The sequence below is a fragment of the Aliiroseovarius crassostreae genome, from assembly GCF_049803815.1.
In the GTDB taxonomy this organism is placed as follows: domain Bacteria; phylum Pseudomonadota; class Alphaproteobacteria; order Rhodobacterales; family Rhodobacteraceae; genus Aliiroseovarius; species Aliiroseovarius crassostreae_A.
Map to the genome: position 1 here is coordinate 22,524 of NZ_JBNAGI010000009.1, position 19,364 is coordinate 41,887.

Annotated in this window: 19 protein-coding genes; 8 read left to right on the forward strand and 11 right to left on the reverse strand. The window is 61.8% G+C overall.

Annotated features, from left to right (window positions below):
- Positions 1-22: 22 nt before the first annotated feature.
- From ACP15V_RS16765 to ACP15V_RS16780, 4 genes are read right to left on the reverse strand one after another with little or no spacing between them, the layout of a single operon-like run.
- Positions 23-1,381, reverse strand: a complete 1,359-nt coding sequence (locus ACP15V_RS16765) for a glutamine synthetase family protein (RefSeq protein WP_424944860.1) — start codon at positions 1,379-1,381, stop codon at positions 23-25.
- Between the two features lie 57 nt (positions 1,382-1,438).
- Entirely contained in the window at positions 1,439-3,115 is a 1,677-nt protein-coding gene (locus ACP15V_RS16770) for a Na/Pi cotransporter family protein (RefSeq protein ID WP_424944861.1), read from the reverse strand.
- Positions 3,115-3,888: an inositol monophosphatase family protein gene (locus ACP15V_RS16775; protein ID WP_424944862.1), complete on the reverse strand. Its 774-nt coding sequence runs from the start codon at positions 3,886-3,888 to the stop codon at positions 3,115-3,117. Before ACP15V_RS16775 ends, ACP15V_RS16770 begins: the two co-directional genes overlap by 1 nt.
- Positions 3,885-4,718, reverse strand: a complete 834-nt coding sequence (locus ACP15V_RS16780; RefSeq protein ID WP_424944863.1) for a DeoR/GlpR family DNA-binding transcription regulator — start codon at positions 4,716-4,718, stop codon at positions 3,885-3,887. Before ACP15V_RS16780 ends, ACP15V_RS16775 begins: the two co-directional genes overlap by 4 nt.
- A gap of 180 nt (positions 4,719-4,898) precedes the next feature.
- On the opposite strand from ACP15V_RS16780, the gene ACP15V_RS16785 reads away from it, so the two are divergent.
- Together ACP15V_RS16785 and ACP15V_RS16790 are read left to right on the forward strand one after the other, a co-directional pair.
- Positions 4,899-6,449, forward strand: a complete 1,551-nt coding sequence (locus ACP15V_RS16785) for a sulfatase-like hydrolase/transferase (protein WP_424944864.1) — start codon at positions 4,899-4,901, stop codon at positions 6,447-6,449.
- A gap of 112 nt (positions 6,450-6,561) precedes the next feature.
- The gene (locus ACP15V_RS16790; RefSeq protein WP_424944865.1) at positions 6,562-6,738 is read left to right on the forward strand and encodes a hypothetical protein; all 177 of its coding nucleotides are present in this window, start codon (positions 6,562-6,564) and stop codon (positions 6,736-6,738) included.
- Positions 6,739-6,740: 2 nt separating this feature from the next.
- Here ACP15V_RS16790 and modC read toward each other — a convergent pair whose 3' ends face one another.
- Genes modC through modA form a run of 3 tightly spaced genes read right to left on the reverse strand, consistent with a single transcriptional unit; the run spans position 6,741 to position 9,296 of the window.
- Positions 6,741-7,844, reverse strand: coding sequence for a molybdenum ABC transporter ATP-binding protein (gene modC / locus ACP15V_RS16795; protein WP_424944866.1), 1,104 nt, complete (start codon positions 7,842-7,844; stop codon positions 6,741-6,743).
- The gene (gene modB / locus ACP15V_RS16800; protein ID WP_424944867.1) at positions 7,837-8,535 is read right to left on the reverse strand and encodes a molybdate ABC transporter permease subunit; all 699 of its coding nucleotides are present in this window, start codon (positions 8,533-8,535) and stop codon (positions 7,837-7,839) included. Before modB ends, modC begins: the two co-directional genes overlap by 8 nt.
- A complete protein-coding gene (modA, locus tag ACP15V_RS16805) occupies positions 8,532-9,296 on the reverse strand; it encodes a molybdate ABC transporter substrate-binding protein (RefSeq protein ID WP_424944868.1) in 765 nt (254 codons plus the stop codon). Before modA ends, modB begins: the two co-directional genes overlap by 4 nt.
- A 198-nt stretch (positions 9,297-9,494) precedes the next feature.
- Here modA and glpD point away from each other — a divergent pair, with 198 nt between their 5' ends.
- Together glpD and glpK are read left to right on the forward strand one after the other, a co-directional pair.
- On the forward strand, positions 9,495-10,985 hold the full coding sequence (gene glpD, locus ACP15V_RS16810) for a glycerol-3-phosphate dehydrogenase (protein ID WP_424944869.1): 1,491 nt from the start codon (positions 9,495-9,497) through the stop codon (positions 10,983-10,985).
- Entirely contained in the window at positions 10,982-12,445 is a 1,464-nt protein-coding gene (gene glpK, locus ACP15V_RS16815; RefSeq protein WP_424944870.1) for a glycerol kinase GlpK, read from the forward strand. The genes glpD and glpK overlap by 4 nt, the downstream gene beginning before the upstream one ends.
- A gap of 205 nt (positions 12,446-12,650) precedes the next feature.
- On the opposite strand, the gene ACP15V_RS16820 is transcribed toward glpK, so the two are convergent.
- The 4 genes from ACP15V_RS16820 to ACP15V_RS16835 all read right to left on the reverse strand — a co-directional run bounded on the left by ACP15V_RS16820 (position 12,651) and on the right by ACP15V_RS16835 (position 15,602).
- The gene (locus ACP15V_RS16820) at positions 12,651-13,445 is read right to left on the reverse strand and encodes a substrate-binding domain-containing protein (RefSeq protein WP_424944871.1); all 795 of its coding nucleotides are present in this window, start codon (positions 13,443-13,445) and stop codon (positions 12,651-12,653) included.
- A complete protein-coding gene (locus ACP15V_RS16825) occupies positions 13,442-14,146 on the reverse strand; it encodes an ATP-binding cassette domain-containing protein (protein ID WP_424944947.1) in 705 nt (234 codons plus the stop codon). Before ACP15V_RS16825 ends, ACP15V_RS16820 begins: the two co-directional genes overlap by 4 nt.
- 2 nt (positions 14,147-14,148) lie before the next feature.
- Complete coding sequence (locus ACP15V_RS16830) at positions 14,149-14,853, reverse strand: ABC transporter permease (RefSeq protein ID WP_424944872.1); 705 nt, start codon at positions 14,851-14,853, stop codon at positions 14,149-14,151.
- A 134-nt stretch (positions 14,854-14,987) separates the two neighbouring features.
- On the reverse strand, positions 14,988-15,602 hold the full coding sequence (locus ACP15V_RS16835) for a helix-turn-helix domain-containing protein (RefSeq protein ID WP_424944873.1): 615 nt from the start codon (positions 15,600-15,602) through the stop codon (positions 14,988-14,990).
- Positions 15,603-15,851: 249 nt separating this feature from the next.
- Between ACP15V_RS16835 and ACP15V_RS16840 the strand changes: the two genes are divergently transcribed.
- The 4 genes from ACP15V_RS16840 (at position 15,852) to gcvH (ending at position 19,338) form a co-directional block, all read left to right on the forward strand.
- The gene (locus ACP15V_RS16840; RefSeq protein ID WP_424944874.1) at positions 15,852-17,216 is read left to right on the forward strand and encodes an alanine/glycine:cation symporter family protein; all 1,365 of its coding nucleotides are present in this window, start codon (positions 15,852-15,854) and stop codon (positions 17,214-17,216) included.
- Between the two features lie 63 nt (positions 17,217-17,279).
- The gene (locus ACP15V_RS16845) at positions 17,280-17,693 is read left to right on the forward strand and encodes a universal stress protein (RefSeq protein WP_424944875.1); all 414 of its coding nucleotides are present in this window, start codon (positions 17,280-17,282) and stop codon (positions 17,691-17,693) included.
- Positions 17,694-17,808: 115 nt separating this feature from the next.
- On the forward strand, positions 17,809-18,906 hold the full coding sequence (gcvT, locus tag ACP15V_RS16850; RefSeq protein WP_424944876.1) for a glycine cleavage system aminomethyltransferase GcvT: 1,098 nt from the start codon (positions 17,809-17,811) through the stop codon (positions 18,904-18,906).
- Between the two features lie 66 nt (positions 18,907-18,972).
- Positions 18,973-19,338, forward strand: a complete 366-nt coding sequence (gene gcvH, locus ACP15V_RS16855) for a glycine cleavage system protein GcvH (RefSeq protein WP_424944877.1) — start codon at positions 18,973-18,975, stop codon at positions 19,336-19,338.
- Positions 19,339-19,364: the final 26 nt, after the last annotated feature.

The window sequence follows — 19,364 nt, forward strand, 5'->3', positions numbered from 1 at the left end:
CAGCTCCCCCAGCCTGACCGGATCACGCCCGTTCAAACCCGCGCGCCACCTCGTAATCGGTCACCACGCGTTCAAAATCCTCGATCTCCACCTCGGCGGCCCGCACATAGTGATCGACCGCCTCATCACCCATCGCCGAACGCAACATGTCAGACCCATGCAACGCGTCCCGCGCCGCGCGAAGATTGCCGGGGATCATCCCGCTCTCGCCCTGATACACATCGCCTTTCGCAGGGGGTTGCAGTGCCAACCCTTCTTCAATCCCGGCAATGCCCGCGGCCAGCATGCCCGCGATCGCCAGATAGGGGTTCATGTCCGATCCCGGTATGCGGCACTCTACCCGCACCGCTTTCGTCCCGTCACCACAGAGCCGATAGCCCGCCGTGCGATTGTCCACCGACCAGATGATCCGCGTCGGCGCAAAGGTGCCTTTCATGAACCGTTTGTAGCTGTTGATATAGGGCGCCATGAAACAGGTGTAATCGGGCGCGTATTTCAAAAGCCCCGCCATGTAAGACCGCATCAGATCCGACATGCCCAGATCGTCGCTCGGGTCAAAAAACGCATTCGCCCCGTCCTTCCACAGCGACTGATGCACATGGGACGAGCTGCCCACCTTGTCGTGATGCCATTTCGGCAGGAAGGTCGCCGCGTGCCCCTGTTGCCAGGCAATCTCTTTCACCGCGTGTTTGGCGATCGTGTGATAGGCGGCCGTGTCCATCGCGGGCGCGTATTTGATGTTCAGTTCTTCCTGCCCGGTCTCGGCCTCGCCCTTCGAGTTTTCAACCGGCACGCCCGCATTCCACAGGTGATTGCGCAGGGGCCGCATCACATGTTCTTCCTTGGTGGTCTGCAGGATGTGGTAATCTTCGTTATAGCCCGAGATCGGCGCGAGGTCGCGAAAGCCCCCCTTGCGGATCTCGTCAAAGCTTTTCTCAAACAGGAAAAACTCCAGCTCGGTCGCGCACATCGCCGTGTAGCCCATCGCCTCCAGCCGTTTGACCTGACGTTTCAGGATCGCGCGGGGCGAATGGGGCACCTCTTCATGGGTGTGGTGATCCAGCACGTCACACAGCACCATCACCGTGCCATCAAGCCACGGCACCGGGCGCAGGGTGTCCAGATCGGGCTTCATCACGTAATCGCCATAGCCCCGCTCCCACGAGGTGCTGGCATAGCCATCGGGCGTCGCCATCTCCAGATCCGTGGCCAGAAGATAATTGCAGCAATGGGTTTCCTCATAGGCCCCCGCCACAAAATGCCCCGCGTGAAAGCGTTTGCCCATCAGGCGCCCCTGCATGTCGACCAGGCACACCAGCACCGTGTCCACCTCGCCCGCGGCGACCTGCGCGGTCAGCGCATCAAATGTCAAAGCTGCCATCCGGCATTCCTCCCATATTGTTCGTTGCGGGTGTTCCCGCGTCTTTATTATTGCGGCTCACTCTCCGGCGGCCTGCATGTCTTCGATCAGCCGCGTTTCCAAAAGCTGGCCATGTTTATAGAGCAAAGGATAGGCCACGGCGGCGATATGGCTGTTGAATTCGCGAAACGCGCGCAGGGTTTCGAGGTGGATATCTGACGTCTCGAAACTCGCCACCTCGCCCATCTGCAGCCGTTTCAGGTGTTTCTTGCGGCTTTTGCGTTCGGCCCGTTTCACCTCGGTCTTCTCAAGGCTCAGGATGCGCGCGCTTTCCAGATCGTCGGACACAAGGATATTGCTCGCCAGTTTCAGGTTGGCCTGAATGGCCTCGTGCATCCGCGTAAGCTCCGCCCAGCCATCTTTGGAAAACGTGGCGTGTTTGCGGTTCAGGTCCTGTGCCAGCACGCACAGCCGTTTCGCCACCACATCCCCCGCCGTTTCCAGCCGGATTGCGTATTCCATCAGGTCGCGCGCGGCTTTCACATTTTCGCGGCCAAGCTCCTTTGTGGGCAGGGCGGCGACATAATCGCGGATGCCGGTCAGGCAGGCGTTCACCTCGTGATCCAGCGCCTGCACGGTCTGGATCTTGGCGGGGTCGCCATCGCGGTAAAGCTCCAGCGCCGGGCGAAACATCACCTCGATCACTTCGGACATGCGCAGAAGTTCCTGTTTCAGGCAGGCGATGACCTGTGCCGGGGTGCCGATATTTTCGATGTCCAAGGCGGACGCCGGGCGGATATCCACCCCGTTTTTCCCCGGCGTTTTCGGGTCGGGCATGAAGCGCAGCGCGCTGGCCTCAATCATCTTGCCAAAGGGCATGGCGAGCACAACCAGCGCGGCGTTGAATAGGATATGCGCCATGACCAGCATCTGCCCGGTTTCCGGCACCACCATTGCGCCCGAGCGCAGAAAAAGGTTCACGGCAAACAGCGCCATCACCGCCCAGACACCGCGTAAGAGCAGGTTGGCATAGGGCACCCGTTGCGCCGCCACATCCATCCCGCGCGTCAGCCAAACCGGGATGACAGCGGAGCCCAGATTGGCCCCCAACACCAGCGACAGGCCGGCGGCAAAGGGGATCGCCCCGATTTGCACCAGCGTCACGCACATCAGGATCGCCGCGACAGAGGAATGCATCACAAAGGCCAGCGCCGCGCCGACCAGAAAGGCGGTCAGGTAATCACGGGCAAGGTAGTCTGCGATGGCGGGCAGAAAGGCGCTGTCGCGGATCGGGTCCATCGCTTCGCGCAGGAAGCGCAGGGAAATCAGGATGAAGGCCACCCCCATCAGGATGCGCCCGGCCTGCCGCCACCGGCGCTCTTCCACCTTGACGAAGAGCCAGCCGCCCACGGCCAGCAGCACCGGCACCAGCCAATCCAGCTGGAACGACAGGATCTGAATGACCAGCGCCGAGCCAAGATCGCCGCCCAGCACGATCGCCAGCGCGGCGGGAAATTGCAGATAGCCCCCCGCCACAAACCCCGTGGCCAGCAACGCCACAGCGGCCGAGCTTTGCAACACTGTGGCCATGCCCACCCCAAGGGCGGAGTTTGACAGCGGCCCGCGCTCGGCCGTCATCATCCGCTGGAAAGACGCGCCGAAACTGCGCTCGATCCCCGTGCGCACCATGCGCACCGCAAACAAAAGCAGCATCGTGGCCCCGGCCAGACTTATGAGGAAGCTCAGGATCGCCATCAGGTGTTCACCAGTTCGAGCATTTGACTGTGCAACTCCGGCGTGGCGGCGGATATCACCCGCCCGTCGCTGTCCATGGTCAGGGGCGCGCCGGACCAGTCGGTCATGACGCCGCCCGCCGCCTCAATCACCGCCGACACGGCGAGGAAATCGTAGGGTTGCAGGTCATAATCCACCACCGCATCCACATGGCCCATCGCCACCAGCGCGTGCGGGTAGCAATCATATCCCATCCGCCGCGTCTGACCCGCTTGCGTTAGCTGATCGAATAGCTGCGGGTGGTCACGGTAGATTTTCTCGCCCTCATTGATATAGAGAATGGCGCGGGTCAGGTCGGTTTGACCCGACACGTGAATTGGGGTCCCGTTCAGCCGGGCCCCCTGCCCGCGCACACCGATCAGCACCTCATCGAGCGCAGGCATGCCAATTACACCGATTTCGGGCTGCCCGTCGATCAGATGCGCCAGAAGGACCCCAAACAGCGGGTGGCCCGACAGGAAAGACCGCGTGCCGTCAATCGGGTCAATCACCCAAAGATGCCGACTGTCCTTTGTGTCGATCCCTTCTTCTTCGCCATAGATGCCATGATCCGGGAACATGGCGGCGAGGTAGTCACGCAGCTCTGCCTCGACCGCGCGGTCGGCCTGGGTGACCGGGCTTTCATCCGATTTGAATTCGATCCCCAAACGCCCGCGAAAATGGGCATTGGCCGTGCGGGCCGCGATTTGCGCCATGGCTTCGGCATGTTGGGTCAGATGTACCAGATCGGTCATGAGACGCCCTCTTCCTTGACCGCTTTCGCCGCCGCCTTGCCCGCATTTTTTCCGGGTGGCGCGATCATGACCTCCACCCCCCATGCGTTCAGCGCACGGGTCATGTCCGCATCGGGGGGCTGATCGGACACCAGCAGATCAATGGCGTGCGGATCCATGCCGCGATGCGGGGCCTTGGCCCCATATTTGTTGTGATCCAGACCAACGACCACGCGGTCGGAACACTCCGCCACCACTTCGGACAGGGCGGCCTCAACCGGGTTGGCAAAGAGGAACCCCCGCTTGGATGACAGCCCATCAACACTGAGCACCGACAGGTCAAACACAAAGCGGCGCGCCTGCCGTTCGGCCACCGCGCCAAAGGTGCCGCGTTCATCACTTTTCATCTCGCCGCCCAGAAAATGCACCCGATTGTCCGGCGTGCCCAGCATGGTCTGCGCGATGCCAATCGAATTGGTCACAACGGTCAGACCCGTATGTTTGCGCAGCCGTTCCGCCACAAAGGCGGTGGTGGATCCCACGTCCAGAAACACTGTCATATTGTCATGGATCTGCCTGGCGACCTGTTTGGCGATTTGCCGCTTTTCCTCCGGGTGGTGCGCCATGCGTTGAAAAAAGCTCGGGTCCCCCGCGCCGCCCACCAGATAGGCCCCGCCATGCACCCGTTCCACCGATCCGGTCTTGGACAGCGATTTGATCACCCGGCGCACGGTTTCTTCCGAGACATTCAACACGCGGGCCAATTCTGCCGACCGCGCTGATCCCCCAAGGCGGCGCAGCGCATCCAGAAGCTCCAGCTCGCGATGGGAATGGCTCGTGGTTTGGGTCATTTTGCCTTCTTTCGGTCAGATTCCCACAATCACTCCACAGTTTCCCACATCTTTGCAACCAAATTGTTACTTTTTGCCGTGTTTCTACGCGCGGATAACAATTTCCGTCAAAAACCCCCATTGCCGCTGGACCCGGCGCGTGGAATTTGCCTAAGTCAGATCAGACCACGGGAGGACGCCATGACCGATCAGAAAAATGTGCTCTTCATCATTATCGATCAGCTGCGGGCAGATTGTGTTGCAAGCGGCATTACTGGCGCGCTGGCCGATCATGTGGATCTTCCCAATCTGCGCGCTTTCATGGGCGAGGCGGTGCGGTTTGACCGTCATTTCTCCGTGGTGAACCCCTGCGGCCCATCCCGCGCGTCGATCCTGACCGGGCAATATGCGATGAACCACCGGTCGGTGCGCAATGGCACGCCCTTGCGCCATGACACGCCGACCATCGCCAGCGAAATGCGCAAGGCGGGCTATCTGCCGATGCTGTTTGGCTATACCGACACGTCTGGTGACCCGCGGGTGCATCACCCAAATGACCCGGCGGTGCAAAGTTACGAATACCCGATGGCCGGGTTTCAGGAAATGGTCGAGATGCGGCTGGAAGTGTCTTTGCCGTGGCAATCGCATCTGCTCCGACACGGGTATGAATTTGACACCTACTGGGATGTCTACAAACCGGTGTCCCCCTTGGGCGGCACGCCGAAACTGAACGACCCGGCATTGTATAAGGCCGAACACAGCGACACGGCGTTTCTGACCGACCGCTTTCTCGACCTCATGCCCGCCTATGCGCGCGAAGGGTGGTTTGCCCATCTGACCTATATTCGCCCGCACCCGCCCCTGGTCGCGCCCGCGCCCTATAACGATATGTATGATCCGGCTGATATACCCCTGCCCACGCGCCACGACACGGCAGAGGATGACGCCGCCCAGCACGCGTTTTTTGGCCCGGCACAGGACAACGCCACGGTCGAGAAATGCATCGAAGGGTTCCCGGGGCTGGTGCCCACAGATGACACGATCCGCACCCTGCGCGCGGTCTACCTGGGGCTGGCGACCGAGGTGGATCACCATATCGGACGGGTGATACAGTTTCTGAAAGACAGCGGGCAATATGACAATACGCTGGTGATCATCACCGCCGATCATGGCGAGATGCTGGGGGATCATCACCTGTGGGGCAAATACGCGCCTTATGACGCCGCCTATCACACGCCGCTGATCATCCGCATTCCCGGCAATGAAGCGGCGGCGGGTAAGGCAGTGACCGCGCCCACCGAAAGCATCGACCTGGTACCCACCATTCTGGACTGGGTCGGGCAGGACATTCCCAACTCGGTTGACGGGCACTCGCTTTTGCCATTGATCGCCGGGGATGTGCCGGTGGGCTGGCGGCAGTATTCGGTCTCGGAATTGGATTTTGCCGACCCCACCGCGCCGACCCTGTGGGAGCGTCGGCTCGGCACCGATGCCAGCAACTCCAACCTGTCGATCCTGCGCGACGACCGGTTCACGCTGGTCGAGTTCGCGGCGGACCACCTGCCGCCCATGCTGTTTGATCATCACGGCGCGGGGGAAATGGAAAACGTGGCGGCACGGCCCGAACATGCCGCCAATCTGGCCCGCCTGACCCGGCAAATGCTGCGCCACCGGATGCGCAATATGGACCACACCCTGTCGATGGAGATGATCACCAAGGCCGGACCGGTGCATAGTCAACGGCAGCGATGAATCGTTACAAAACGCAGCAAAACAAGGCTGTTATCCGATATCAGCCCCCGGATATCGCTTGTCTTACGTCCCTCTGGCCATCTGCCCCCATCAACAACAAGAGGGCAGGCAGATGTCGCGCATAACACTCAAGATCGCAATTGCAGGTTTGTTTCTGGGCATGGTCGCAGGGCCGATCACCACGCTGACCAAACGGGAGGCAGCTGTGGCGCCCGGCGTGACCACCACCTACAGCTATAGCGCGGCCCCCTTGGGCCTGCTGCGCCCGGCACCGAAAAGCGGCGTCTGAGTTTACGCCCCAATATCCTGCGGCGCGATGGCGACGGTTTTCACGATGGCATGAAGGGGTTGGCCCTGCTCCAGGCCCATCGCCTTCAGAGATCGCTGGGTGATCCGCGCCAAAACCCGGCCAGCCGGGGTGCGTATGGCAATTATAGCGCTGCCTTTGCTTTGGGGACCCTTACCGGGACGAATTTCTTCAACGGCGCCGGACAGCACGTTCAGCGCAGAAATATCCCGTGGCACCGAGCGCGCCAGAATCACGTCCTGCGCCGCGATGCGCAGCCGCAACCTATGGCCGGGGGCCTGCGCCAGCTGTGGCACGAAGAAGGGTTGCCCACCCACGACCAGTTCGCTCAGCCCATCGTCGTGATGGCGCACGATGCTGGCTTGCAACAGCGCCCCCACGGCGCGCGGGCCTTGCGGGGTGAAATCGGGGTTCGCCAGCACCTCTTCCGCCGGGCCGATATGCTGTACCCGCCCCTGATCCAGCGCGACAACAGTGGTGGCCAGCCGCGCCACCTCTTCCGGGGCATGGCAGACATAGAGGATCGGCAACACCCCCTCGTCGCGCAGCCGTTCAAAATAGGGCAGGATTTCCGCCTTGCGGGCCGGGTCCAGCGCAGCGAGCGGTTCATCCGCCAGCAACAGCCGAGGCCGCGCCAGAAGCGCCCGGCCAATCGCAACCCGTTGCTTTTCGCCGCCGGACAGCGCGCCGGGGCGGCGATCCAGCAGCGGGCCAATGCCCAGCATATCCACCACCTGATCAAAGCCGGGCCCCGCCGGGCAGCCCCGCGCAAACCACGCGCCGTATTTCAGGTTCTGGCGCACGGTCAAATGCGGAAACAGCCGCGCTTCCTGAAAGACATAGCCCAAGCCCCGCTGATGGGCAGGCTGCCAGATGCCCTGATCCGTGTCACAGAGCGCGACCCCCTTCACCGCAATCCGCCCCCGGTCCGGGCGCAACAACCCGGCGACCGCGTTTATTACAGATGTCTTGCCCGACCCCGACGCGCCGTAAAGCACGGTCAGGCCGGGGGGCGCAGTGAAGGTCAGATCCAGATCGGGCTGGTCATGGTTGGCTGCGAATTTGTGGTGCAGGGCAATCTCAAGCATCCTCACCCCCGATCCGTTTCGCGACCCGGCGGGCGAGCAGCTCCGACGCGATCAACGCGGTCATCGCAATCACCACTGAGATGATCACCAACCGAATGGCCGCGCCCTCGCCCCCCGGCACCTGCAGGAAGGCGTAGATGGCGGAGGGCAGGGTTTGGGTCTGGCCGGGAATGTTTGAGACAAAAGTGATCGTCGCGCCGAACTCGCCCATCGCTTTGGCAAAGCCAAGGATTGCGCCGGTCAGGATGCCGGGCAGGATCAGCGGCAGGGTGACGGTTGCAAACACCCAAAACCGAGACGCCCCCAAGGTGCTGGCGGCCTGTTCAAGCTTCGGGTCCACCGCCTCGATCGACAAGCGGATGGCGCGCACCATCAGGGGAAAGCCCATGATCGCCGCGGCCAAGGCGGCCCCGGTCCAGCGAAAGGCAAAGCTGATCCCCAGCATCGACAGCGGCGCACCAAGCGGCCCGTTGGGGCCAAACCCGACCAAAAGCAGATACCCGGTCACCACCGGCGGCAGCACCAGCGGCAAATGCACCAGCCCGTTCAGGATCTGTTTGCCGACAAAGTTGCCGCGCGCCAGCAACATCGCCACGGCCACGCCGGGCGGTAGCGCAAAGACCGTGGCCCAGAACGCCACTTTCAACGACAGTGTCACCGCCTGCCATTCTTCCGGGCCCAACCAGCTCACCTGTCGCGCTCCAACACCTGGAACCCGCCCGCGACAAATCCGGCCTCGGCGGCGGGGGAGGCGAGCCAATTCAGCACATCAGCAGCAGCGGGACCGGATGAGGTCAGGCGCGCGGCGGGGTAGCGGATCGGCGGGTGGCTGTCTTCGGGGAAGAGGCCCAGCACAGTGACGCGCGGATCGGCCACCGCGTCGCTTTCATAAACGATGCCTAAAGGGGCCGCGCCCTGTGCGACCAGCGCAAGGGCCGCGCGCACATTGTCGGCCTGCGCCACCTGCGTCTTGACCGACGCCCACAGCCCAAGATGGTCCAGCGCCGCCTTGCCGTAAATTCCGGCGGGCACGGCGTTGACCAGCGCCATCGCCAACCGCCCGTCGCCCAGCCGCGCGGCCAGATCCAACTCGGGCGAGATTTCAACCGGTGCCCCCTGCCCGACCAGTGCCAGACGGTTGCCCACAAGGTCCACCCGACTGTCCGCATCAATCAGGCCCTTGGACGCAAGGTGATCCATCCAGCCCGGATTGGCCGAGATGTAAATATCGGCAGGCGCACCATATTCGACCTGGCGCGCCAGCGCGGATGATCCGGCGAAAGAGAGCGTCAACTCATGCCCGGTGGCGGCCTCAATCTCAGCCGCCATCTGTTCCAGCGCGGTCTTCAGGCTGGCCGCTGCAAAAACCGTGACCTGCCCGGCGGATAGGGGGCTTGCGATGCCTCCGATCAGGGCCAGCGCGGCGAGGGTTTGCAGGACGGGTTTCAACATGGCCGAACCTTGACCGCTTTGCCCGCAAGGGACAAGGGCGAAAACCCGACGCATCATCACATAAGGGCGACACCCCACCCGCCCCGACGCAAAGGCAGGCTTGACTTTGGCCTTCCCTGCGAGATGTTAGCGTGTGACATTTTCCATGGCGGCAGATCAGGCACGATCCAACAACCGATCCAACATAGGGCGCAACAGATGGCGAAACAGGACATGCAGGATCTTTTTGTGATCGGCGGCGGGGTGAACGGCTGTGGCATTGCGCGCGATGCGGCGGGGCGGGGCCTGTCGGTGACGCTGGCGGAGATGGGGGATCTGGCGCAGGCGACCAGTTCGGCGTCGTCAAAGCTTTTCCACGGCGGGCTGCGCTATCTGGAATACTACGAGTTCCGCCTGGTGCGCGAAGCGTTGCGCGAACGCGAGGTGCTTTTGCAGGCGATGCCGCATATTTCCTGGCCGATGCGCTTTGTTCTGCCACATCACAAGGGGCTGCGCCCGCGCTGGCTGTTGCGGATTGGCCTGTTCATGTATGACCATCTGGGCGGGCGCAAGATCCTGCCCGCCACGCGGGTTGTGGATTTAACCGCAGACAAGGTGGGGGCACCGCTGAAAGGGCAATACCGACGCGGGTTTGAATATTCCGATTGCTGGGTGCAGGATGCCCGGCTTGTGGTGCTGAACGCGATGGATGCGCGCGATCGCGGGGCGCAGATCCTGACCCGCACCAAGGTGACACGTGCCACCCGCCACGCGGATCATTGGGAGATCACCACCGAAGACACCAACACCGGCACGACCCAAACCCACCTCGCCCGCCGCGTTGTGAACGCCGCAGGGCCGTGGGTGGCAGATGTGCTGACCGGAACACTTGCGCAAAACGCGCGCGAGAAGGTCCGGCTGGTGCGGGGCAGTCACATCGTGGTGCCGAAGATCTTTGACCACGACCAGCCCTATATCCTGCAAGGCGGCGACGGGCGGATTGTGTTTGCCATTCCTTACGAGGGCGATTTCACCCTGATCGGCACCACCGATGTGGATCACGAGGGCGACGCGCGGGATCCGGTCTGCTCGGACGCTGAAATCAGCTACCTTTGCGATTTCGTATCGGATTATTTCGAAACCCCGGTGCGCCCCGAAGATGTGGTCTGGACCTATTCCGGCGTGCGTCCACTCTATGATGACGGGGCCGATACCGCCACCGCCGCCACCCGTGATTATGTGCTGTCCCTGAACTCGGACGCCGCCCCGCTGCTGTCGGTGTTTGGCGGCAAGATCACCACCTATCGGCGGCTGGCGGAGGATGCCGTGACCAAACTGGGGCTGGGCGAGGACTGGACCGCGGGTGTGCCCATGCCCGGCGGGGATTTCCCCTGGGACGGCGCGCCGGATCTGGCGGCAAAGCTGCAAAAAAAATTTCCATTCCTGACGGAACGATGGGCCATGCGGCTGGCCACCACATATGGAACCCGCGCGTTTGCCCTTCTGGGCAAGGCCCAAATCCGCGAGGATTTGGGCGACGATTTCGGCGCAGATCTGACCTCGGCGGAACTTGCCTATCTGCGGGATCAGGAATTTGCCCGAACCGGCGAGGACGTGCTCTGGCGTCGTACAAAGCTTGGCCTTAGGCTGACCAAGGCGCAGAGAGAGGCGGTGAACGCCTGGATGCGCGACAACAGGAGCCAACAATGACCCATATCCTCGCCATTGATCAGGGCACCACCAGTTCCCGCGCGATCCTGTTTGACGCCGGGATGCGCCCCGGCAAATCGGCACAACAGGAGTTCACGCAACATTTCCCCGCGTCCGGTTGGGTTGAACATGACCCGGAAGAGATCTGGACCTCGGTTCTGTCCACCTGCAGCGAGGTGGCGAAGGGCGAAGAGATTGCCGCCATCGGCATCACCAACCAGCGCGAAACCACGCTGATCTGGGACCGTGCCACCGGCGCGCCGATCATGAACGCCATTGTCTGGCAAGACCGCCGCACCGCCGATTTCTGCAACCAGCTGAAAGCGGACGGGCATGAGGCGTTGATCACCGCGCGCACCGGGCTTTTGCTCGACCCCTATTTCTCCGCCACAAAAATCGCCTGGATGCTGGACAATGTGGAAGGCGCACGGGCACGGGCCGAAGCGGGTGAGCTGGCCTTTGGCACGGTGGACAGCTTCCTCATCTGGCGGCTGACCGAAGGGCGGGTGCACGCCACCGACGCCACCAATGCCGCGCGCACCATGCTTTATGACATTCACAAAGGGGCGTGGGATGCCGAGATCTGCGCGCTTCTGGGTATCCCCATGTCGCTCTTGCCAGAGGTCAAGGATTGTGCGGCGGAGTTTGGCAGCACCACGCTGCTGGGCGGTGAAATCCCGATCCTCGGCGTGGCAGGCGACCAGCAGGCCGCCACGGTCGGGCAGGCCTGTTTTGAACCGGGCATGATGAAATCCACCTATGGCACGGGGTGTTTTGCGCTGATCAACACGGGGGACGCGCCGGTGGCGTCGCAAAACCGCCTGCTGACCACGATCGCCTATCAGCTCGACGGCACACCGACCTATGCGCTGGAAGGGTCGATCTTTATCGCGGGCGCGGGTGTGCAATGGTTGCGCGACGGGTTGGGCATTGTTGAGGACGCGGACCAGACCGGCGCGATGGCCAGGGCCGCCGACCCGGAGCAAGACGTGATCCTTGTGCCCGCCTTCACCGGGCTGGGCGCGCCTTATTGGGATGCGGACTGTCGCGGCGCGGTGTTTGGCCTCACGCGCGGCACCGGCCCAAACGAGTTTGCCCGCGCGACCCTGGAAGCGGTGGGATACCAGACCCGTGATCTTCTGTTGGCGATGCAGGGCGATATGGGCTGTGGCGGATCCGCCAAGCTGCGGGTGGATGGCGGCATGACCGCGTCAAACTGGACCATGCAGTTTCTGGCCGACATCACCGGGGCCGATGTGGACAGACCCACGGTTCTGGAAACCACCGCCCTGGGGGCCGCGTGGCTGGCCGGAATGCGCGCCGGGATCTACCCGGATCAGGCGGGATTTGCCGCGACCTGGGCCTTGGATCAAAGCTTTACGCCCGCGATGGATGAGGACACCCGCGCCACGCGTTATGCCAAATGGCAGGACGCGGTGGCGCGGACGCTGAGCCGATAGCCACAACAGAAGGTTCTCGCCCGACCCGAGGGCGGGGCACAGTATCGCGCTCGGCTGTCACCCATTCGAAGAATTGCGCTTGGTGAAACCTCGAGCTTTCGCGCCCGCCAGTTTTCCCGAAAGCAAACCTTCGGTTTGACGGGGCGGGGCGGGCGCGAACCGTATCGCAAGCGATCCGGAGGGTTCTGTCTTTAACGGAGCGAACTTACTGTGCGTTGAAGGTGAAAAGCTGCTCGCTCGACAGGCGATAGCCATCAATCAGCGCCTTGGCGCGATCCGACACCAGCCAGCTTTCCAGCTTGTCCACCAGATCGGATTTCACATGCGGGTGGCGGTCAACACTGACCGGCAGGAAGGCATATTGGTTGAACAGCACCGGGTCGCCCGCGAACAAAAGCGCCTGATCGGCCTTATTGGCAAAGTTGAGCCAGCTGGCCCGGTCCGACAGGATATAGGCCCCCATGCCGGACGCCGTGTTCAAGGACGCGCCCATGCCTGCGCCTGCCTCGCGATACCAATCGCCCGCAGGATCCACACCGGCGTCGGCCCACAGGCTGCGTTCCTTTTTATGGGTGCCGCTGTCATCCCCGCGACTGACGAAGGGCGCTTCGGTCTTGGCAATCCGGGCCAGCGCGTCTTTGGCATCGCTGGCATCCTTGATCCCCGCCGGGTCCGTGGCCGGGCCGATTACGACAAAATCATTATACATGATCTCGCGGCGGTGCGGGCCATAACCCTCGGCCACAAAGGTTTCCTCAGCCGACCGCGAATGCACCAAAATGGCATCCACATCCCCTGCCCGCCCCAGTTTCAGCGCCTGACCGGTGCCAACGACCAGCAACTGCACCTCCAGATCCAGATCCTTCTGGATTTCCGGCAAAAGCACCTCGGCCAGACCGGAATTGTGGAAGGATGTGGTCACCGCCATTTTCATCTCGTCCGCGCGGGCCATACCCGCAAAGGCAACCAAGGCAAGAGCTGCCCCAAGTAAGCGTTTCATTCGACAATATCTCCGTTCAGGAAGGCCCGCGCCGCGTCGGTCTGCGGGGCGTTGAAAAACTGGTCTGCGGGGGCGGCCTCGACGATCTGGCCCTTGTGGACAAAGAGCACATCCCGCGCGAGGCGACGGGCCTGGCCCATATCGTGGGTCGACATGATGATGCGACGGTCGCGCGAGATTTCATGGGCCAGCACCTCTTCGATCTCGCGGGTGGCGCGGCCATCGAGCGAGGCGCAGGGCTCATCGAGAAACAGAAGCTCTGGCCGCAGGGTGAGCGCGCGGCCAAGCGCGAGTTTCTGGCGTTCGCCCCCCGACAACACGCGGGCCGGTCGGTTGAGCGCGAAGCTCAGCCCAACCCGGTCGGCGACCTCTTCCACCCGCGCAGCAATCTCTGCCTTGGGGGTTTTACGTAGCTGAAGCGGATAGGCCATGTTTTCGCGCACGCTGCGGCGCATGATCACCGGGGTTTGAAACACAAATCCCTGCGCGGCGAGCGCGTCTGCGCGGGGGCAGGCATAGTCGAGCGTTCCGCCGCTGAGCCGCTCGATCCCATGCAATGCGCGCAGAAGCGTGGTTTTGCCCGCCCCATTGGGGCCGATCACGATGGTGACCCCCTGCCCGTCCAGGGTCAGGTCGAGCGGGCCAATCAGATTGCGGCCCCGGCGGCGCACGGTCAGGCCGCGGGCTTCGATCGGAAACATGCTCACCACCGGCCCTCCTGTTCCGTGTGTGACAAGGTGTGGATCGCGATGTTCACGGCAATGGCGAGGCCGATCAGGATAAAGCCCAGCCCCAGCGCCATGGCGAAATCGCCCTTGCCGGTTTCCAGCGCAATCGCGGTGGTCAGCACGCGGGTGTGGTGGTCGATATTGCCACCCACCACCATGATCGCGCCAACCTCGCCAATCGCGCGGCCAAACCCGGCGAGGGCTGCGGTCAGAAGGGCGCGGCGCCCATCCCACAACAAGGTCCCCAACCGTTGCGGCAGCGTGGTGTTGAGCGAAATCAGCAGGTCACGGTAATCGGACCACAGCTCGCGCAGGGCCTGTTGGGTGATCGAGGCCATCAGCGGCACGATGATAATGACCTGCGCGATGATCATGACCGGGGGCGTGAACAGAAGGCCCAGCACCCCCAGCGGCCCCGAGCGCGAGAAGATCACATAGACGATCAGCCCCACCACCACCGGCGGCAGCCCCATCAGCGCGTTCAGGACGGCGATGGTCATCCGGCGAAAGCGAAAGCGGCGCACGGCCAAAAGCGCGCCAAGCGGCAGGGCAATGACGGCGGCGATCACCACGGCGGTACAGGTCACCATCAGGCTGCGCAGGGTGATCTCGACCAAGTCGCGGTCAAGCGAGACCAGCAGCCAGAAGGCCTGCACCATCCCGTCCCACAACTCTCCCATGGATCACCTCCGCATAAACTCTGGCGGAGACTAGCAGAATTGCAGTCCCGCAATCGGCAGGTTCCGACAAGAGGCAGGCAGGATGCGTCTGACGGCATCCCTTGGCATACGAAACAGGGGCCTATGACATGGGATCAGCCCTGAAGCGACACCCACAGCACCTTGGCGTCTTCGTCACTGGTCGAGACACAACCATGCCCCATGCCGCTGTCGTAATAGACGCTGTCCCCCGGCACCATATGCAGCGGGCGGTAATGTTCGGTGTAAAGCGTCAGGGTGCCCGACAGGACAAACATGAATTCTTCGCCACTGTGGCGCACCCAGGTGTCAAAATCCGCCGGCTTGCGCGCCTTGATCGTGGATATATAGGGCACCATGCGTTTTGACGTCAGCTCGTTGCACAGAAGTTCATGGTCATAGGTGCGGGTTTCCTTGTGCTCACCCTGGCCCGAGGGGGTAAAATCACGGCGGCCGGAGATATCCGATTTGGCGGATTGCACAAACAGCTGCGGCGTTTCCAGTTCCAGGGTCTGCATCAGGCGGCGGATAATGTCGAAACTGGGTTTGGTCTGGTTGTTTTCGATCTTCGACAGTGTGGATCGGCCAATGCCCGCGGCCCCTGCGGCCTCTTCCAGGGTCAGCCCCTTTTCCTTGCGGGCTTCACGAATCATTTTGCCGAGGATTTCCCCGTCAGGGGCCTGTTCAGCATCGGTGTTTGCGGGGTTTTCCTCGCGTGGAATCCACTCCATGTCCGCATTTCTCCCTGTTTTCTCAAAGCTTATCTGCGCCCATTATACATGTCAAAATCCCGATATGTGCACATCTGTACACTTTTGTTGCCTATTATGGAAAAGTTTCCTATAAGGAACGCGCTTCATGTGACGTAGGGGAAAAGACGCCGCTCTGACCCCCAAAAGCGACATGAAGAAGGAACAAACCGCGCAGTCGGGTCAGGCCGATTTTCTTGCGCGGGGGGCAGAAATCATGGGGAGGAAACCATGGAAGCGTTGAATAATATTGTGGGCGCCATCAATGGCGTCGTGTGGGGGCCGCTGATGCTGGTCCTGATTCTGGGGGTGGGGTTCTTGCTCCAGGTCATGTTGAAATTCATGCCGATTTTCAAGATTGGCATGGGCTTCAAGATGCTCTTTCAAGGGCGCGAAGCACAAGGTGAGGGGCAGATCAGCCCGTTCAACGCCCTGATGACATCCCTGTCGGCCACCATCGGCACCGGGAACATCGCCGGTGTGGCCACCGCGGTTTTCCTTGGTGGTCCGGGTGCGCTTTTTTGGATGTGGATGACCGCTCTGGTGGGTATGGCCACCAAATATGCCGAAGCCGTCTGCGCGGTGAAATACCGTGAAACCGACGAGCTGGGCAACTTTGTGGGCGGCCCGATGTATTACATCAAAAACGGACTGTCGGCGAAATGGTACTGGCTGGCCCCGGCCTTTGCGCTGTTTGGCGCGGTTGCGGCCTTTGGCATCGGCAACGGTGTGCAGGCCAACGGTGTGGCACAGGTGCTGGACAGCAACTTCGGCGTGAACACTTCGGTCACCGGTGTGATCTTGATGGTTCTGACCGCTGCCGTGATCCTGGGTGGCATTTCGCGCATTGGTGCGGTTGCCGGGAAACTGGTGCCGTTCATGGCGGTGAGCTATATCATCGCCGGTCTTCTGGTGCTGCTGATCAATATCGGTGAAATCGGCAACGCCCTGTCGATGGTCTTCACCTATGCCTTCACCCCGTCGGCTGCGACCGGTGGTTTTGCGGGGGCCGCTGTCTGGGCGGCGATCCGCTTTGGTGTGGCGCGTGGTGTGTTCTCGAACGAAGCGGGTCTGGGGTCGGCACCGATCGCCCACGCGGCGGCCTCGAACAACAGCCCGGTGAACCAGGGTCTGGTCGCCATGCTGGGCACGTTCATCGACACGATCATCGTCTGTTCGATCACGGGTCTTGCGATCATCTCGTCGGGGGCCTGGACCTCGGGCGAAAGCGGCGCGGCGCTGACCTCGCTGGCGTTTGAAACCTCGCTGCCGGGCATTGGTGGATCGCTGATCGCCATTTCGCTGTCGATCTTCGCCTTCACCACCATCCTTGGCTGGTCGTTCTACGGCGAGAAATGTGTGGGCTTCTTCTTTGGCGCCCGCGCACTGATGCCCTACCGCGTGCTGTGGATCGTGATGATCTACTTCGGGGCCACCGCTGATCTGGGTTTCATCTGGCTTCTGGCAGATACGCTGAACGCGATGATGGCGATCCCGAACCTGATCGCTCTGGCGCTCTTGTCGCCGGTCGTCGTGAAGCTGACCCGCGAGTATTTCGCGGCGCAAGGCGGGGCCTCGTCCGAGGCTGCGGAATAAGCCAAACCCGGGGGGCCGTAACCCGGCCCCCTTCTCTCCCACATTTCATACGGAGATATGAACATGGCTAGGAAAATCCTTCTGACCATTGATCACACCGATGATCGGTCGTGGAAAAAAGCCCTGCCTTTGGCGATGGAACAGGCCAAGTTTTACGGCGCGGAACTGCACGCCGTGGAAGTGGTACCGGAGATCATCCAGCTGCCCAACCTGCCCGAAGGCTATGGCTCTGGCGCAAAGGACTTTGTTCGTGGCAAGATCGAAGCGATCTTTGAGGCAAATGACGCGTCGCATATTCCGATCCATATCGAGCAAGGCAGCGTGTATCGCGAGATCCTGAAGCTGGCCCACAAGGACGGTTTCGACCACATCATCATTGCCTCGTCCAAGGGCGATTTCCCGAATTACGAAATCGGCCCGAACCTGGCCCGCGTGGTGCGCAACGCCCATTGCACTGTGACCGTAGTGCGCGACTAAATCGTTTTCACAAAACGGTTTAACAAAAATCAAAGGGTGCCGGTTTGCGGCACTCTACCCAACCTAAAAAAACACCGGCGGGCCCTCCGCCATTGCACGAAGGAAAGGCACTGACATGACCGATGCCCCCAAACGCACCCCGCTTTATGACCTGCATGTGGAACTTGGCGGCAAGATGGTTGATTTCGCCGGCTGGGATATGCCCGTGCAATACCCGATGGGGATCATGGGCGAACACAAGCATTGCCGCGAAAAGGCCGCTCTGTTTGACGTCAGCCACATGGGTCAGGTGATCCTGAAGGGCGAGGGTATCGGCGAAAAGCTCGAAACCATCTGCCCGCAGGCCTATGCGACCCTGAAAGAGGGCAAGGCCCGTTACGGTTTCTTCACCAATCAAAACGGCGGCATCATGGATGATCTGATCGTGTCCAATGCCGGGGATCATTTCTTTGTGGTGGTCAACGCCTCGATGCGTCACCAGGACATCCCGCATATGAAGGCCCATCTGGACGGCGTTGAAGTGATCGAGATCTTTGATCGCGCGCTGGTGGCCGTGCAAGGCCCGAAAGCCGAAGACGTGGTGGGCGCGCTGTGCCCTGCGGCCCGCGACCTGACATTCATGGAAACCACCGTCGCCGACATCAACGGCGTCGAGTGCCGCATCTCGCGTCTGGGGTATACCGGCGAAGACGGGTACGAGATTTCGATCCCGGAAGACAAAGCCGAACAGGTGGCCCGCGCCTTCCTCGCCCATGAAGATTGTGAACCGGCTGGCCTTGGCGCGCGTGACTCGCTCCGCCTTGAGGCCGGTCTTTGCCTTTATGGCAATGACATCGACAATGACACCTCGCCGATCGAAGCGTCGCTGGGCTGGGCGATCCAGAAACGCCGCAAGGAAGAAGGCGGTTTCCCGGGCGCAGAGCGTGTGCAGCGCGAACTGACTGAGGGCCCCGCACGCAAATTGGTTGGCATCAAGCCCGAAGGCCGCGCGCCCGCCCGTCAGGGTGTGGAAATCCAATGCGCAGAGGGCACCCCCATCGGCACCATCACCTCGGGCGGGTTTGGCCCCACGGTTGGTGGTCCGGTGGCCATGGGCTATGTTGCCAAAGGACATGGCGAAGCAGGTGAAAAGGTCAATCTGATCATCCGCGGCAAGGCGCAACCGGCCGAAATCGTTGCCCTGCCCTTCGTCCAGCAGAACTACAAACGCTAATTCAAACGTGAAATCGCGACGCGGCGCATCCGCCAGATCGCACCCAAGCAAAAGCAGGAGAGTCACATGACCACCTATTACTCCGAAGAACATGAATGGCTGACCGTTGAAGGTGACACGGCCACCATCGGCATCACCCAACACGCCGCAGACCAACTGGGCGAAGTGGTGTTCATCGAGCAGAAAGAAGCCGATGATGATTTCGAAAAAGGCGATGAGATCGGCGTGATTGAATCGGTGAAAGCCGCGTCCGAAATCTACGCCCCGGTGGACGGCACTGTGGTTGAAGTGAACGAAGATCTGGAAGGCAACCCCGGTTCGCTGAACGAAAGCCCGGAAAGCGCGGCCTGGATCTACAAGATCAAACTGTCGGACGCGTCGCAGCTGGACGATCTGATGGATCTGGACGGTTACAAAGCCTTCATCGGCTAAACCCCCTGCCCCAATTCCCCGCCGCG